This window comes from Serratia sp. Ag1, assembly GCF_000743355.1.
GTDB lineage: Bacteria > Pseudomonadota > Gammaproteobacteria > Enterobacterales > Enterobacteriaceae > Chania.
Genome location: NZ_JQEI01000016.1, coordinates 50,722 through 66,102, shown reverse-complemented (window position 1 = coordinate 66,102; position 15,381 = coordinate 50,722). Strand labels below are relative to the sequence as shown.

Here is a 15,381-nt window from a genome sequence, read left to right as displayed (position 1 = left end):
CGCCCACAACGTGCTGTTAGCGGAACTTCTTATGATTGGTGTCGCGGGTTTGCTTGAATTCCTGCGCGATTTTGCGCGCTTCTTCCAGTTTGCCCTGATTCGCCAACGCCAATGACTGGTCGATCTGTGCGATCAATGTCTTCATGCCGTGACGGAAATCTTTCATCTCGGCGCTGTCAGGTGCCTTACCTTTCAGCTTCGATGGTGTGCCTTGCTCTGCGATGACCGCCGCTGCACGCATCTTTTCCAGACTCTGCTTGAACGTATCGACAGAGTCAGTTTTCAGCACCACTTTGTAATTGCTCGCCAACGTGCCCATCTCGGTTTCCAGATCGACCGCCATCAGCGTTGAACTGGCTCCCAACAGCGTCAATGCCAGCAATACTTTTAATGTTTTTTTCATGCTCACCTTCCAGTTGTGGTTTTATTTAACCGATAAATAACATAGACACTGAATAGCAAAAACGAAACTTATAATTCGGGAAAGAGGGCAGGCAGAACGCCTGCCCTCAAGCGTGATTACTGACCCGCAATCTTCATTTCCGGCAGCAGCACGGAGCCGCATTGGATATTGCTGCGAGTCTCGATATCGCTGCCGACGCTGACAATATTGCGCAGCATATCCTTCAAATTACCGGCAATGGTGATCTCGCTGACCGGATACTGGATCTCACCGTTTTCGACCCAAAAACCGGACGCGCCGCGCGAATAGTCGCCAGTGAGACCGCTGACGCCCTGCCCCATCAATTCAGTCACCAGCAGGCCGGTTCCCAATTGCTTAAGCATTGCGGCAAAATCATTACCCTGCCCGGCAATGCGCCAGTTGTGGATGCCGCCCGCATGCCCGGTGCTGTGCATGCCCAACTTGCGCGCGGCATAGCTGGTCAGCAGCCAGGTTTGCAGTACGCCGTCTTTAACGATGTCGCGGCGCGCGGTACGCACCCCTTCACTGTCGAACGGCGTAGAGGCGAGACCTTTCAGCAGGTGTGGATGTTCTTCGACAGTCAGCCATTCCGGCAGGATTTGTTTACCCAATGAATCCAGCAAAAAAGTGGACTTACGGTAAACGCTGCTGCCGCTGATGGCCCCCACCAGATGACCAAACAGCCCGGTTGCCACTTCAGAAGCGAATAACACTGGCGCCTTCATGGTGGCAAGCTTGCGCGGTGCCAGGCGTGCCAGCACACGGCGGGCACATTCCTGGCCAACCCACTCCGGGCTGGCCATATCTTCAATCGCACGGCCAATGGTATAGGCGTAATCACGCTCCATATCGCCATCATGTTCCGCTATCACACAGCTGGAAAGCGAATGGCGGCTGGAACAATAACTTTGCAGCATGCCGTGGCTGTTACCGAACACCTTAACGCCATAATGACTGTTAAAACTGCCGCCTTCGGTGTTGGTGATGCGCTTATCTGCCGCCAACGCCGTCTGCTCAGCACGTGCCGCCAGCTCAATGCCACGCTCGGCGTCCAGTTCGGTTGGATGGAACAGATCGAGATCCGGTGCGGTAAATGCCAGCAGATCTTTTTCCGCTGGGCCAGCGTGGGGATCGGGCGAGGTATAGCGGGCAATATCCAGCGCCGCCTGCACGGTGCGGGAAATGGCATCCGGGCTGAGATCGGTCGAAGAGGCGCTGCCCTTACGCTGCTGATAGTAAACGGTAATGCCCAACGCGCCGTCGCTGTTGAACTCAACGTTCTCCACTTCACCAAAGCGGGTGCTCACGCTGATACCGGTCGTTTTGGTTACGGCAACTTCTGCCGCATCGGAACCGGCACGCGCCAGTTCCAAAGCCTGTGAAACGGCTTGTTCCAGCGCCTTGCGCTGTTCTGCAACTTGAGTGACTACTTTCATCAATCTGCCATAATTAATCAGAAAATCGCTGAGAAAAGTGCCGTATCGGCGTGGTTTTGCGCGCTACAACGCGCCAAAATAATTCCAGACCGCATTCGCCACAGCAACGCTGAATACAGCCGAATCTGTTTTTGAGTCTAACAGGAACTGCGTGGAATTTCGCATATACCCTTCATACTTCGAGCCGCATGTGCGTTGGCTGCAACTCGAATTATTTTGGGTACACAGCCAGCAACCTGTTAGGATTAGCCTCTTTTTAACGGAGCCTACCATGAACAAACAGCCTGAAGACTGGCTCGACGACGTCCCTGAGAACGAAAATGAGGACGATGACGAGATCATCTGGGTCAGTAAAAGTGAAATTAAACGGGATGCCGAAGCGCTGAAAGACCTGGGGACCGAGCTGGTCGAACTGGGTAAAAACGCGCTGGAACGTATTCCGCTGGATGAAGATCTGCGTGCCGCTATCGAACTGGCACAAAAGATCAAAAAAGAAGGCCGCCGCCGCCAGATCCAACTGATCGGCAAACTGCTGCGCGCCCGTGACGTTGAGCCGATCCAGACCGCGCTCGATAAGCTGAAGAACCGCCATAACCAACAGGTTTCACTGTTCCACAAGCTGGAAGCGCTGCGCGATCGCCTGGTGGAAGAAGGTGATGATGCGATCCCGACCGTGCTGGATCTGTATCCAGAAGCCGATCGTCAGCAGTTGCGCGCGCTGGTGCGTAACGCGCAAAAAGAGAAGGCCGCTAACAAGCCGCCAAAATCTTTCCGCCAAATCTTCCAGTACTTGCGCGATCTGGCTGAGGCGCAACAGTGATCGCCAGCAGCATCACTGTGGGATGAACCCGGTTCATCTCCGGTGATGCGTTGCTGCAGCGCCTGCCTCACGGAGATTGAAGCGCAGGCTCCCATCCAGCTCTTCCTCTGCTTCTTCAAACAGCAGAATAATGGCACCAAAACGGCGTTTGCCCCGGGCATTGAGATTGGTAAATTCAATCTCGACCGGCAGGCTGATGCCGCCGGTCACCACGTCCCACAGAGCATCCAGATTGGAGCCAAACTCTTCACTCAGCGCGAACTTGTCAGCAAATTGCTGATAAAACGCCGGTAGATCGGGTATCTGGTTAAAATCGAACTCTATTTTCACCATCATTTCACTCCATCCGTATGAAGTTCTTATAATGGTCACGCGTAATAAAAATCAGGCCATCGCTGGAATACAGCAAGCGATCGGCACCGCGTCGGCCACATCGATAATTGATATCCGCCTCGCGCCATACCCGGGTTTTTGCCATCGGTAAACGCCCTTCGCGGTTAGAGAAACGATCGCCACCAATCGCTTTACCCGGCAATACCTGGCACAGATTACCTTCACTCACCTCCCAGCCCCGATCACGCGCCTGCTTTTTAGTGAGGTAATAATCCGGCAACCGTTGATGCTGTTGCAGATAACGGGCAACGCGCTTTGGCTCGGTCAGTTGATCGATACTCGCCACCGCAGCAGGGGCCGCCGGTAACGGAGCGATCGCCCGTTCGGTATTGCCGTGCAATGCGCTAAACCCGGCGACCACCAAGGCGATCAGCATCGCCACAAGGGTACGTTTATTCATATTTTCCCTGAATGAGGAGAATTCCCCATGATGGCTATACCCAAAATAATTCGAGTTGCTTGTAGGCGGCAACCGAGTGAAGCCCCAGGAGCTTACTCAAGTAAGTGACTGGGGTGAACAAGGGCAGCCAACACCCAAGCAACTTGAAGTATGACGAGTATAAATTTATAGCAAAGAATGATGAATCAAAGATGGCTCATTGTAACGTTTTTACCTGCAGATTTTCAGGGCAAAGCGATCTAGTCAATTAAAGCGTGTCGATAACGATGCAGCATGTCCGCCAGACGTTTTACCGGCCCGGTTACGCTGATTGGCGCCTGGTTATCCACCAGTTTCTGCTGGTATTCGTGCATCTCTTTCAGCAGACGATCGTAATAATACGCCCGCTTTCTTGCGCTTTTGGCTGAAACCACATGGTCAGCCGTCTTGCGAATTTGCTGATGAAACAACGACAGTTCTTCCTTGGCCGGGATCTCAGTCTGCTGCATACGCTGGTGAGCAATGATCAGATTAAGCCCCAAACGGTATTTGGCGATATCGTTGGGGAACATCATCAGCAACTGGTTCAAACGCTGATACAGCGCTGGCAGATGATTTTCGCGCCGCCGCGCTGCCTGGGTGGTTAATGCAGAAACCGCGCTGCTGACCAGTTGGTTCATCAGCGTGAGGCCGGTACGTTCGCGCGAAGTGTCTCGGATCAGGGAAAGCACAATCATCGCCACAAAACAGCCGATGATCTGGCCGATCGCGCTGTCGATAAACGTCGTGATCGAGAAATGCATCGGGTTGCTCAGCACGATAATATTGATGGTACTCGACAGCGTACCCAGCGATCCCAAGCGGCGCTTTTGCACCTCAATACCGATGAAAAATGCCAGTGCACCCAAGCTCAGGCACAGCAGGAACATGCTTTGTTGGGTCTGGGGCAAGATAAACATATAGAACAGCGCCCCCATCGGCAGGGCCATCAGCACCCCCAACAGAAAATCGAACGCCATCATTTTCGGGTTCGGTGTGCGCATCGCCAAGGCGGTTACGATGGCGATCATCACCATGCAACCACTGCCAGAAGTCCAACCCGTCCACAGCCAGAACAGGCAACCAATAGAGGTAGCTGCCCACGCACGCAGGCCGTTGATCAACGCATGATGGCCTTCCGCTGACGGTTTTTTTACCTCAACCTCACCCGCCAAGATTTCGTTTTCAACCGCACTGATGCCGCTGTTGGTGTGCACACCTTTCGCCACCAGCAGGTAGCGCGTCGCGGTGCCCACCCAAGTGCTGACGGTGAGCAAGGTTTCATGGGTCAGACTGGTGGCTAACACCTGACGCACCCGTTTCAGGTTCTGATGCACTTCCTGCGGTGTTTCTGCGGGCATCATCAGCAGTTCGCGAATGTTTTCCTGCACGGCCTCGGGGTGATTCAACAGGATCAGGTAGGTTTCACAAGCCTGAGTTATCAGCGTCAGTGAAAGGGTATGCAAGACGCGCACACGGCGGTTTACCCGCTGCCAGCGGGAAGACTCCAACATCAGATTGGCGCGCATGCCGTTCAAGGCGGTGGTGCTTTTGACCAGATCGCCCCAGGCCCGATCGATGTCTTCTTTTTCTGCATTGCTGATGCACATCTGCATCAGCCGGTATTGCCTCACCAACAGTTGATCCACCGCGCGATCGATATCCTGTTTGATCGAGCGCGGTGAAAACAGCAGATCGGCCAACACGGCGCTGAGAATACCCAGCACAATCTCGCTACAGCGTTCCAGGGCGAACTGCGGTGCTTGCAACAGCGCAGAGGGGCCGCTGGCGGAGGTGACAACGATAATCAACGCCGTATAGCCCGCCAAGCCCCAAGCATAGGAGTTTTCGACTTTAACCAGCGACGAAATCCAGGTACACACCCCGAGCCAGATGCAGCACAGCATCAGCATCACCACGGGCGCTCGCGCGCAAAGTATGATGATCACCAAACCAACAAAGCAGCCGATAAAAGTACCGATAATACGCAGCCAGGCGCGGTAGCGAATCGCCCCCGAGAACGGCTCGCCCCCGGCGGCAAAAGCAGGCCCTGCCACCACGATCGCCGCCGTCAGCACCGACCAGCGCGGGGTTTCGAGGTTAAGATGAAAACCGACAAACAGCGCGAAGACAATCGCGAAACTGAGCTTGCAGGCAAATCTCAGCCGAATAAACGTTGGGCTATTCATCAGCCAAACTCGCGTAACCGATGCATCAGCCGGATAAAGGGTGAGCCGTTTTCGTTGCGATCGCTCTTACCGGTGATCACTACGGTGGCGGTGGTTCCCGCCGGGTAAGGGTGTTGCTGATCCTGCTCATCCAGCCTGATTTTCACCGGTACGCGCTGCGCCAAGCGCACCCACTCCAGATTGCTGTCGATCGCTGCCAGCCCTTTGCTGTTAACGGTGCTGCTGCTGTTGTTCACCGCCGCCGCCAAGCTGTCGACGGTGCCATGCATAATACGGTTACTGCCCAGCGGGGTGATTTCTACCCTATCGCCCTGCAGCAGGCCGTTGAGTTTGGTTTCTTCCAGATACGCCATAATGTAGAACGTGTCTTTCTTCACCAGCGCCACGGCGGTGGAACCACGGGTGATAAATTCCCCAACGTGCACATTCAGGTTGGTCACCCAGCCATCAGCGGGCGCTCGTACCGTAGTACGATCGAGATCCAATTGCGCCAGATCGCGGGCGGCGATCGCTTTGGCCAGCTGATGCTGCACGGTTTGTAATGAGTTGCTCGACTGGTCGATCTCTTCCTGCGACATCGCCTGAATGCCTAAGCGCGTCCTGCGGCCTGCCTCGCGTTTTTTCTCTTCAGCCAGTGCCTGGTAATAGGCCACATCCGCATTAGCCTGTGCCAATGCCTGTTGGTAACGTGGCCGATCGATCACGAACAGGATCTGGCCCTTATTCACCAACTGGTTGTCCGTGACCGGTATCTCGGTCAACAGGCCACTGACGTCTGGCGCGATCGCCACTACATCGGCAGCAAATTTGGCGTCCCGCGTCCACGGGGATTCGGTGTAAAACGCCCAGGACTTGAACACCGCGATGGCGGCCAGCACCACAACGATCAGCGTGACGGCAATTCGGGTTATTTGTATTGAAAAAGTTTTCACAGCCACCTCAAACAAAAAAACATGAAACCAGATAAAACAGGCAGCAATACAGCGCGGTATTGAACAACGCCGGATGCCAGACAAAATCGTAAATCCCGGTCGGCAGCAGCAAGCGACGCATAATAAAAAACAGCACCAGCGACGCCAACAGTTCAAAAAAAACCGGCGGGAACGACAGCCCAAAAATGACCATAACCGGAAGCAAACTCATCACATTTTCCTTAATTGTTTACTGCACCGGGAAATCGCACCCTGCTGATTTCACATCCCATTTACATTTTGGCTAAAGGACGCCAAAAGTCACGCCTGGACGGTTGTCAGGCCACAAACCTGAAAAGGGGTTAAACTGCGGACATAGACTCATGAAAGGGAACGCATGGCGAACAGCATTGCTGAGCACGCTCAAGCGCTCAGAAGATACACCCGATGGGTGTATATTAGCCTGCTTACGATAAACTCATCTACAATATGTGATCTAAATCACTTTTAAGCCAGAGTGAACAATGGAAAGACTAAAACGGATGTCGGTGTTCGCCAAAGTGGTTGAATGTGGGTCGTTTACTGCAGCAGCGAGCCAGCTCGCGATGAGCGTTTCTTCCATCAGCCAAACGGTGTCCAAGCTGGAAAATGAGCTGCAGGTGAAGCTGCTTAACCGCAGCACACGCAGCATCGGCCTCACCGAAGCGGGCAAAATCTATTATCAAGGCTGCCGCCGGATGCTGCAGGAAGTGACCGAAGTGCATGAACAGCTTTATGCACTGAACAATACGCCAACCGGCACCTTGCGCATCGGCAGTTCCTCCACCATCGCGCAAAACGTGCTGGCCAACATGACTGCCGAAATGTTGCAAGAATACCCCGGCTTAACCGTGAATCTGGTTACCGGCATCCCCGCTCCCGACCTGATTACCGATGGTTTGGATCTGGTGATCCGCACTGGTACATTGCAAGACTCCAGTCTGTTCTCCAAACTGTTGGGTTCCATGCCGATGGTGGTTTGCGCCGCCAAAAGTTACCTCAGCCAGCACGGCACACCACAAAAGCCCAGCGATATGGCAAATTTTTCCTGGCTGGAATACAGCGTGCGGCCAGACAGCGAATTTGAACTGATGGCACCAGAAGGCATCAGTACGCGCATTGCCCCGCAGGGGCGCTTCGTGACCAACGATTCACAAACCATGATCCGCTGGCTGAACGCCGGGGCTGGCATCGCCTACGTTCCCCTGATGTGGGTGATCGAAGAGATCAAGCGCGGCGAGATCGAAATCCTGTTCAAGCGTTATCACTCAGAACCCCGCCCGGTGTACGCCCTGTACACCAAAAAGGACAAACTGCCGCTGAAGGTACAGGTGTGCATTAATTACCTGACGGAATACTTTAAACGCGTGGCGGCGGTTTATCAGGGATACCGTTGATAGATATTTTACCTGCTGGCCATTCGATGAATGGCAAAGCGGTTATCAGGCCATACACCACCAAGGCAACAAAAATAACCAGAATATTTTTTATATACGGAATATTCATCTAAACCCCCAGATAACAGGTTTTTGCTGCACTTGCCACCGCCCCGTTGGGTGTGATTAATTAATTCAGGCAAGGTAATTGATGCTGTCTTCGGCAGATTGCAATTCCCCCCATAAGAAAAATTCAGACAACTTTTTTAGACAGGAATCACCATGGAAACAATTCCTCGCACGCACGTGGTTTATGCCATGTCGCGTGATAATGCCCCTGTGGCAAAAATTACCAGCGGCAGCGACGTCTGCTTTGAAACCTGCGACTGTTTCGAAGATCAGATCGCCTCTGAACAGGCCGCATTTACCGAACTGGATTGGAACCGCATCAACCCAGCCACCGGGCCGGTCTATGTGCAGGATGCACAGCCAGGCGATGTACTGCGGGTAGAGATCAAGCGCATTACGCCACGCAGCCATCAGGCGGTGATGGTCACCGCACCGGGCCTGGGCGTGATCGGCGATGAACTGCAACAGCCGCAGATCCGCACCGTGCCGTTGGAAGAGGGCTTTGCGCTGCTGCCAGGCGGCGTGCGTTGGCCACTCAAACCAATGATTGGCGTGATTGGCGTGGCACCGGCAGGTGACGCCGTGCCTTGCGGCACACCGGATGCGCACGGCGGCAACATGGATTGCAAGATCATTACCGAAGGCTGCACGCTGTGGCTGCCGGTTAACGTGAAAGGCGCACTGTTTGCACTCGGCGATCTGCATGCCGCCATGGGCGACGGCGAAGTCTCCGTATGCGGGTTGGAGATCCCCGGTGAAGTGGTGGTGAATCTGACCGTGGTGAAAAACCGCCCACTGCCCACGCCAATGATGAGCACCGCTGACGCACTCTACACGCTGGCTTCTGCTAAAACGCTCGACGAGGCCGCCCAACTGGCTACCCGCAACATGGCGCACTTTGTCGCCAACCACAGCGCCGTCACGCTGGCCGACGCCATCAACCTGATGAGCATTACCGGCGATCTGCAAATCTGCCAAGTGGTTGATCCGCTGAAAACCTGCCGCTTCGCGCTGCCACGCAGCGTTGCCGCACAGCTAAACATTCAGTTGGATTAAGGGGCCAAAGTCATGTCTGTTGAACAATTTGGCTATAAGCAGGAACTGCACCGTACCCTCACCCTGAAAGATCTGGTGATTTACGGCATGATCTTTATGGTGCCGATCGCACCGTTTGGCGTTTTTGGTTACGTTTGGGAAGGCTCACAAGGTATGGTTGCCTTGGCCTACCTGATCGGTATGGTGGCGATGTTCTTCACCGCCATGAGCTACTGGTCGATGTCGCGTGCGTTCCCGGTATCTGGTTCGGTGTATGCCTACGCACAGCGCGGTATCCACGAAACCGTCGGCTTCTTCGCTGGTTGGCTGATCCTGCTGGATTACATTCTGGTTCCTTCGCTGCTGTATATCGTCAGCGCCGCAGCTCTTGGCCCGATTCTGCCGGGTGTGCCTGCCTGGGTGTGGATCGTGACGTTTATCGCCATTAACAGTGTGATCAACCTGATCGGTATTCAGTTCACCGCCAAAGCCAACCGCTACATTCTGGTGACGGAGATCGTGATCCTGACCATTTTCGTGGTGATGGGGCTGATTGCTCTGTATTCCGGCGAAGGCTCAGGCGGCTTAACCTTGAACCCGCTCTACAACGCCGAGAAGTTCAGTTTGCCGCTGGTGATGGGGGCGGTGTCGATCGCCGTGCTGTCGTTCCTGGGCTTTGACGGTATCTCGACACTGTCTGAAGAGAGCAAAGGCGGAGCCGATGCGGTGGGTAAAGCTTCGCTGTTTGCTCTGCTGCTGGTTGGATCGCTGTTTATTCTGCAAACCTGGATCGCCGCCGATCTGGCCGCAGGGCACAATTTCAAAAACCTGGATACCGCGTTTTACGACACCGCCAATCTGGCCGGTGGAACCTGGCTGAAGCAGGCCACCATCTGGGCCACCGCGCTCTCTTGGGGGATCGCTAACGCCCTGGTAGCCCAGGCGGCGATTTCGCGCATTCTGTTTGCCATGGGGCGTGACCGTCAGTTGCCGAAAATCCTGGCGAAGGTTCACCCTCGTTTCAAAACCCCTTACGTCAGCACCCTGCTGGTCGCGGTGATTTCTCTCGGTTCCGGTCTGTACTTCAACGGCAGCATCGACAACCTGAGCCGCCTGGTGAACTTCGGCGCGCTGATGGGCTTTTTGATCCTGCACCTGTCGGTGATTAACCACTACATCATCCGCCAGAAATCCACCGCCTGGGTGAAGCACCTGCTTTTCCCGCTGGTTGGTTTGGCAATCATCGGCTTTGTGCTGTACGAAATGGATATTGAAGCTAAAGTCCTTGGCCTGAGCTGGTTGGCCGTGGGCATTGTCTACTACTTCGTGTTACGCGTTATTCTGAAGCGTAAACCCGTGCTGGAATTAGAAGGCTAAAATTATAATATGTGCCCTGAATAATTTCGGGGCACATTTATTTATACCCAAAATAATTCGAGTTGGGCCGAGTAACGCGGCAACCGAACGACAAATGGGTCTACGACCCATTTGAACAGCGCCTGCGCTGGCCCGCAGGGTGAGCCTCTTTGAGGCTCATCATCCCCAGGAGCTTACTCAAGTAAGTGACTGGGGTGAGTAAGGGCAGCCAACACCCAAGCAACTTGAAGTATGACGGGTATAACATTACCAGGGTCTGAGAATACGCCTGATTATTTCACAAATAATTAGCGTTACAGATACACAACCCGATCTCAATAGGGTGTTGTATCTTGAATCCATGAAGGATATATCTTTTTTCAAAGGGAGTTTTCATGAAACGCAGGACCTTTGTATTATCAACCGTATTATCACCGTTTATACTTTCAGCCTGTAATGATTGGAGCAGTAAATCTATAACATATAACGCAGATAATAAGCCCCCTGTCCCTGCCGATCCCTATTGGGATGATGCCGCAGTACAGAAGATTATTAAAGACATTCGCCTACCGGTTTTCCCCGCACAAGACTTTTCGATCACGGCCTACGGCGCTATCTCTGGAGGTAGCGATGATTGTTTAAGTGCTTTCACAACAGCCATTCAGGCTTGCCATGATGCCGGTGGTGGCCGTGTTGTCGTGCCATCCGGGACCTGGTTGGTAAACGGCCCTATCACACTGCTCTCCAACGTTAACCTGTATCTTGAGAGTGCCGATACTGTTGTGCTGTTTGGTACTGACCCAGCGTTCTACCCCACCGTGCTGACGCATTTCGAGGCTAATCCCTGCTATAACTACTCGCCTTTTTTGTATGCTTACCAAGCTAACAATATTGCGGTCACCGGCTTAGGGACATTTGACGGCCAGGCCAGCACCACCACGTGGTGGCCGTGGAAAGGGTCTACCACGTATGGTAACGACCCTAGCAACGCTAACCCGATTATTTCTGGCAATCAGGCAGCCGAAAGTGATGCGCTGAAAAACAGTGCTGACGAGCAAAGCTACCAACCTTGGAGCGAGCGGGTACTGGGCTATACACCCACTTTTGGCCCCAATGCCGACACCGGTAAGATGAGCTTTTTGCGGCCCAACTTTGTCGGATTCTGGGAATGCGAGAGCATATTGATCGAAGGCGTCACCTTCACACGCTCGCCCATGTGGATAGTGGCTCCGGTGTTGTGCACCAATGTGACGGTGCGCGGGGTGACAGTTGAAAGCCTGGGCACCAACAACGACGGCTGCGATCCGGTCTGCTGTTCAGGCGTGCTGATCGACGGTTGCACTTTTAATACAGGTGACGACTGCATTGCCATCAAGTCTGGCCGTGGCGGAGATGGTTTCAACTTCTCGCCAGACGGTACGGGTGGCCCACGCCCTTCTTACAATATCGTTATCCAAAATTGCAAAATGGCCGAAGGGCATGGCGGCGTAACATTAGGCAGTGAAATTTCTGGTGGCGTATATAACGTTTACGCGCAAAACATCACCATGAGCAGCACCAATTTATATGCTGCACTGCGCCTGAAAAGTAATAGTGGCATCGGTGGTTATATCCGCAATATCTATATGCGTAATATCAACGTACCTGCGGGGACTTCAACCGCGAATAACCTTTACGGTGCGCTCCTGCTGGATGGTAACTACAACGGCTACGCCAGCCCCCAGCAAAATACCGGGGGAACACGCAATTATGAGATGCGCGATATTTTTGTCAGTGATTTCCAATGCGGGCCATCCAACGCACCGATATTTATCAATATCTATCCGCCCGACTTGGCCGCTGCAAGCAATGCGCCTGGGGAGAACTGCATTATTAAAGATATCAATGTGCGCCATTCCAACTTTGGCCCCACGGCACGTGATCCTGCCGGGGTTGCCGCCGTGGTTTACAATCTGGGTGTAAAATCTGGCAAAGCGGGCACACCGCAGCTATCGGCACCGGAACCAGAACTGGTGGGCCTGCAACCCCCAACGCTGGTTGACGTCACCGTTAATAGCGCGGATCAGAGCACCGCGACGGTGTAAGCGTTAGAGAATATAGCAGCGCTCCCTGCAATGCAGGCGGTTGTCCGGCTCGTATACTACGCCGAACCCGCCCGCAGTGGGGGCGGTGCTAATCTCAACTCAGTAGATCTTTTGATAGGTTGCCAGTGTGGAACAACTCTTTAAAGAGAGTACTGACCTTACCCAAGAATGTTCCTTCTTTTTAATTCTTGGCTGATAAGCTCAGGAACTTGTGCTACATGAGATATTGCTCTGTTATTAACTATGATTTGACTGGCATTATCATAACCCGGCGCCCATAAATCATTGTTGTCAACCACGTTTTTATACACTGAAATGAGCGGCTTTTTAAATGCAGCCGAAATATGGACAATGGAGGTATCAGGAGATATAACAAGGTCGGACTCATGAATCAACGCCATTACATGATGCAGGGTTTTGAATGGATTAGTCATTACATTTTCTGGTAATGAAATCTTTATCTCATTGCGATGATCAAGAAGAATGATTTTAATATCATCATGAGCCTGATTGAGATTATCGATAATCTCTGACAGTTGTTCTTGTGAAAAATTACGCTCCTTGCTTCCTGTAAACACATTAATAATGACTTTTTTCTTACCTTCAAATGTATTAAGTAAGGACTTCACCTCATCAAAAATAGCATCAGGGATGTGTAAGTCATAGGTGTTATCTATTATTGAATTATTTGTCATAAAATCAGAGATCAATGAGGCAGCATGAGTAACATGCTTTTTATCTCTTTCAAAAAAACTAAGGGAATTGCTATAATGATTGAAATATTTTCTTTTATTAAAAGCAAGCGCTGATTTAGGATTTATTTCCCGTAAAAGCCGCATTCTATGTACTGGAGTATCAAATAAAGATGGATCAATAAGCAGATCATAATTATTTTTTGCTAATTTTTTAATTGTTGACTCAGGTACGGTATGATTAAAACTCTTAAGATAAACCTCTGTACTGGCATCATCTGCTTCATAGATTTTTCTGACATATGGATTATGCTCCATGACGACACTACTCGACTTAGTTAGCAATATATCAACAACATAACCAGATGCATGTAAACTCTTTACAAGAGGAGAAAAAACTATCATATCACCGATAGTACCTTCATTGCGCAACAGCAGGACTGTTTTTATGGATTTTAAATCCAGTGTGCTTTTCTTATATTTATCCCATATTATCTTTGCAAGATATAATTTGGCACCTAATCTTACTTTTTTCATGAAGTAATTTTTTCGTCTATTTAATGTCCTTAATTTTTTAAAGCGCCCGCTCGACACTGTCACTTCAAATCTCTTATCCATAATTAATTTACCTTATAAATAAAAACAGTAATTATAATGTCTTTTTTACTATTTCCCCATATGTCATTAACTAAACACAGGGAGCACGCTAGCTTTTGCTGTGATATCCAGCTATTTTCCGGGAGGTGTACAGTACTCTCAGAACGCGAACAACATTATCTTCATAAACGGGAAGCGTGGAAATGGAAGTCACTACTGCGCCCGGAGTAATCCGGTTGCAGTGATGGGAATTGGGGGTTTTTAGGGCTTAGATATAAGAATAATACATATAAGAATCCCGGCCAGCCTGGCCGGGATTCATCAGGCTATCGTTAACCACTTTATAAAAGTGAAGCTAATTGGATCTATTGTTTTTTTTCCTAACTTGGTGTTCTTGTATCTTGATTTTAATCCAAATAGCCATCCCCAAGACACCCCCTCCTATGTACCCTGCCTGCAAAAATGAGGAAAAAATATCTTTCCAGTTAAATAAAAAAACTCCTATTTTAAAATAAACCAACAACGACGCGAGCAGTACAGAAGCGGCATCAAAGAAAAAAAATAAAACAAGACACATTAGTACAAGACCAACTAGCCGAAAAAAGTCATTTTTTAACATTGTTTTTATCTATTTCCTCAAGTGTATTTTTTACCAAGTTTCCGGTTTTTTCACTGATATAACTTCCCCCTACTGCACCTGACAGGTCAGATATACTTTCTTTAGCAACCGTTGAGGTTGAACCTTTTATTATCGTTCCTCCGACACTACCAACAACAGAACCAACTCCTGCGCCAATTGTCGAATTAGTCGGGTCCTCACCTTTTACAGCACTACCCAGAGCAGCACTGCCCATATTGATGCCAGCAGATACACCTATGCCTTTCCCTGTAGTGGCTGCGGCGGTAACACCGGCAAGTATCGCATCAACGTAGTTAAACGGATCTTTACCTCCAAGTTGAACGGCTGTATTAACACCAACACCTATCGCCGCATTGCCTAGCATCCCAGCCTTGATTGAGTTCCCCAGCGGCCCCAGACCATACAGAACCACAGGATCACCAATACTCGCATTAGATTTATGGTAGCCCCAGGTATTCATGATGGTTTGAGCTTGCTCCATTGCCTTACTATTAGGTGATGATTTCAAATAGTTTTGTCCGGTCAACATTGCAGTAACCCGTTCTTTTGCTACCTCATCACCATATTGAGCCTGCATTTCGGCTGCATATATCCTCAGATAACTTGCCAGCTCTGCGCGCTCGGTATCACTCATTTCTCCAGGAGAGTTATTAAATTTAGCTACTAGTGCATCACTGCGCTGATCCGTATTTTCAAACTCTAAATACTTCTTCGCTGTTTCCAGTGATTTATCACCTTGCAGCACTTTCTCTGCCAACTCATCACGTTTCGTTGAGGATGTCGTACTGAGGAAGTTATTCTCCACATTAATATCTGACTGACAAGCAAAAAAATCCCAGCCG

Annotated in this window: 14 protein-coding genes; 5 read left to right on the top strand and 9 right to left on the bottom strand. The window is 51.1% G+C overall.

Going from position 1 to position 15,381, the window contains the following annotated elements:
* Window positions 1–16 precede the first annotated feature (16 nt).
* Complete coding sequence (cybC, locus tag IV04_RS10390) at window positions 17–403, bottom strand: cytochrome b562 (RefSeq protein ID WP_037397415.1); 387 nt, start codon at window positions 401–403, stop codon at window positions 17–19.
* A 116-nt stretch (window positions 404–519) separates the two neighbouring features.
* Window positions 520–1,860: a metalloprotease PmbA gene (pmbA, locus tag IV04_RS10385; protein ID WP_037397412.1), complete on the bottom strand. Its 1,341-nt coding sequence runs from the start codon at window positions 1,858–1,860 to the stop codon at window positions 520–522.
* A 271-nt stretch (window positions 1,861–2,131) separates the two neighbouring features.
* Between pmbA and yjgA the strand changes: the two genes are divergently transcribed.
* Window positions 2,132–2,680 (top strand): ribosome biogenesis factor YjgA, encoded by a 549-nt coding sequence (gene yjgA / locus IV04_RS10380; RefSeq protein WP_037397409.1) that lies wholly within the window; start codon window positions 2,132–2,134, stop codon window positions 2,678–2,680.
* Window positions 2,681–2,713: 33 nt separating this feature from the next.
* Here the strand turns inward: yjgA and IV04_RS10375 are convergent, their stop codons facing one another.
* The 5 genes from IV04_RS10375 to aaeX all read right to left on the bottom strand — a co-directional run bounded on the left by IV04_RS10375 (window position 2,714) and on the right by aaeX (window position 6,823).
* On the bottom strand, window positions 2,714–3,013 hold the full coding sequence (locus IV04_RS10375; protein ID WP_037397956.1) for a barstar family protein: 300 nt from the start codon (window positions 3,011–3,013) through the stop codon (window positions 2,714–2,716).
* A gap of 4 nt (window positions 3,014–3,017) precedes the next feature.
* On the bottom strand, window positions 3,018–3,473 hold the full coding sequence (locus tag IV04_RS10370) for a ribonuclease domain-containing protein (RefSeq protein ID WP_037397406.1): 456 nt from the start codon (window positions 3,471–3,473) through the stop codon (window positions 3,018–3,020).
* 239 nt (window positions 3,474–3,712) lie between these two features.
* Window positions 3,713–5,680: a p-hydroxybenzoic acid efflux pump subunit AaeB gene (aaeB, locus tag IV04_RS10365; protein WP_037397404.1), complete on the bottom strand. Its 1,968-nt coding sequence runs from the start codon at window positions 5,678–5,680 to the stop codon at window positions 3,713–3,715.
* Window positions 5,680–6,612 carry a p-hydroxybenzoic acid efflux pump subunit AaeA gene (aaeA, locus tag IV04_RS10360; protein ID WP_037397954.1) on the bottom strand — a complete coding sequence of 311 codons (933 nt, stop codon included), beginning with the start codon at window positions 6,610–6,612 and terminating at the stop codon, window positions 5,680–5,682. The genes aaeB and aaeA overlap by 1 nt, the downstream gene beginning before the upstream one ends.
* Window positions 6,613–6,619: 7 nt before the next feature.
* Window positions 6,620–6,823, bottom strand: coding sequence for a p-hydroxybenzoic acid efflux pump operon protein AaeX (gene aaeX / locus IV04_RS10355; RefSeq protein ID WP_037397401.1), 204 nt, complete (start codon window positions 6,821–6,823; stop codon window positions 6,620–6,622).
* Between the two features lie 292 nt (window positions 6,824–7,115).
* Between aaeX and aaeR the strand changes: the two genes are divergently transcribed.
* From aaeR to IV04_RS10335, 4 genes are all read left to right on the top strand, one after another.
* Window positions 7,116–8,027 (top strand): HTH-type transcriptional activator AaeR, encoded by a 912-nt coding sequence (gene aaeR / locus IV04_RS10350; RefSeq protein WP_037397399.1) that lies wholly within the window; start codon window positions 7,116–7,118, stop codon window positions 8,025–8,027.
* A 261-nt stretch (window positions 8,028–8,288) separates the two neighbouring features.
* A complete protein-coding gene (locus IV04_RS10345; protein WP_037397397.1) occupies window positions 8,289–9,191 on the top strand; it encodes an acetamidase/formamidase family protein in 903 nt (300 codons plus the stop codon).
* Between the two features lie 12 nt (window positions 9,192–9,203).
* Window positions 9,204–10,547: an APC family permease gene (locus tag IV04_RS10340; RefSeq protein ID WP_037397394.1), complete on the top strand. Its 1,344-nt coding sequence runs from the start codon at window positions 9,204–9,206 to the stop codon at window positions 10,545–10,547.
* A gap of 374 nt (window positions 10,548–10,921) precedes the next feature.
* Window positions 10,922–12,610, top strand: a complete 1,689-nt coding sequence (locus IV04_RS10335; RefSeq protein WP_051916751.1) for a glycoside hydrolase family 28 protein — start codon at window positions 10,922–10,924, stop codon at window positions 12,608–12,610.
* 158 nt (window positions 12,611–12,768) lie between these two features.
* Here IV04_RS10335 and IV04_RS10330 read toward each other — a convergent pair whose 3' ends face one another.
* Entirely contained in the window at window positions 12,769–13,920 is a 1,152-nt protein-coding gene (locus IV04_RS10330) for a glycosyltransferase family 9 protein (RefSeq protein ID WP_037397391.1), read from the bottom strand.
* Window positions 13,921–14,504: 584 nt separating this feature from the next.
* Entirely contained in the window at window positions 14,505–15,344 is an 840-nt protein-coding gene (locus IV04_RS10320) for a hypothetical protein (protein WP_231566266.1), read from the bottom strand.
* Window positions 15,345–15,381: the final 37 nt, after the last annotated feature.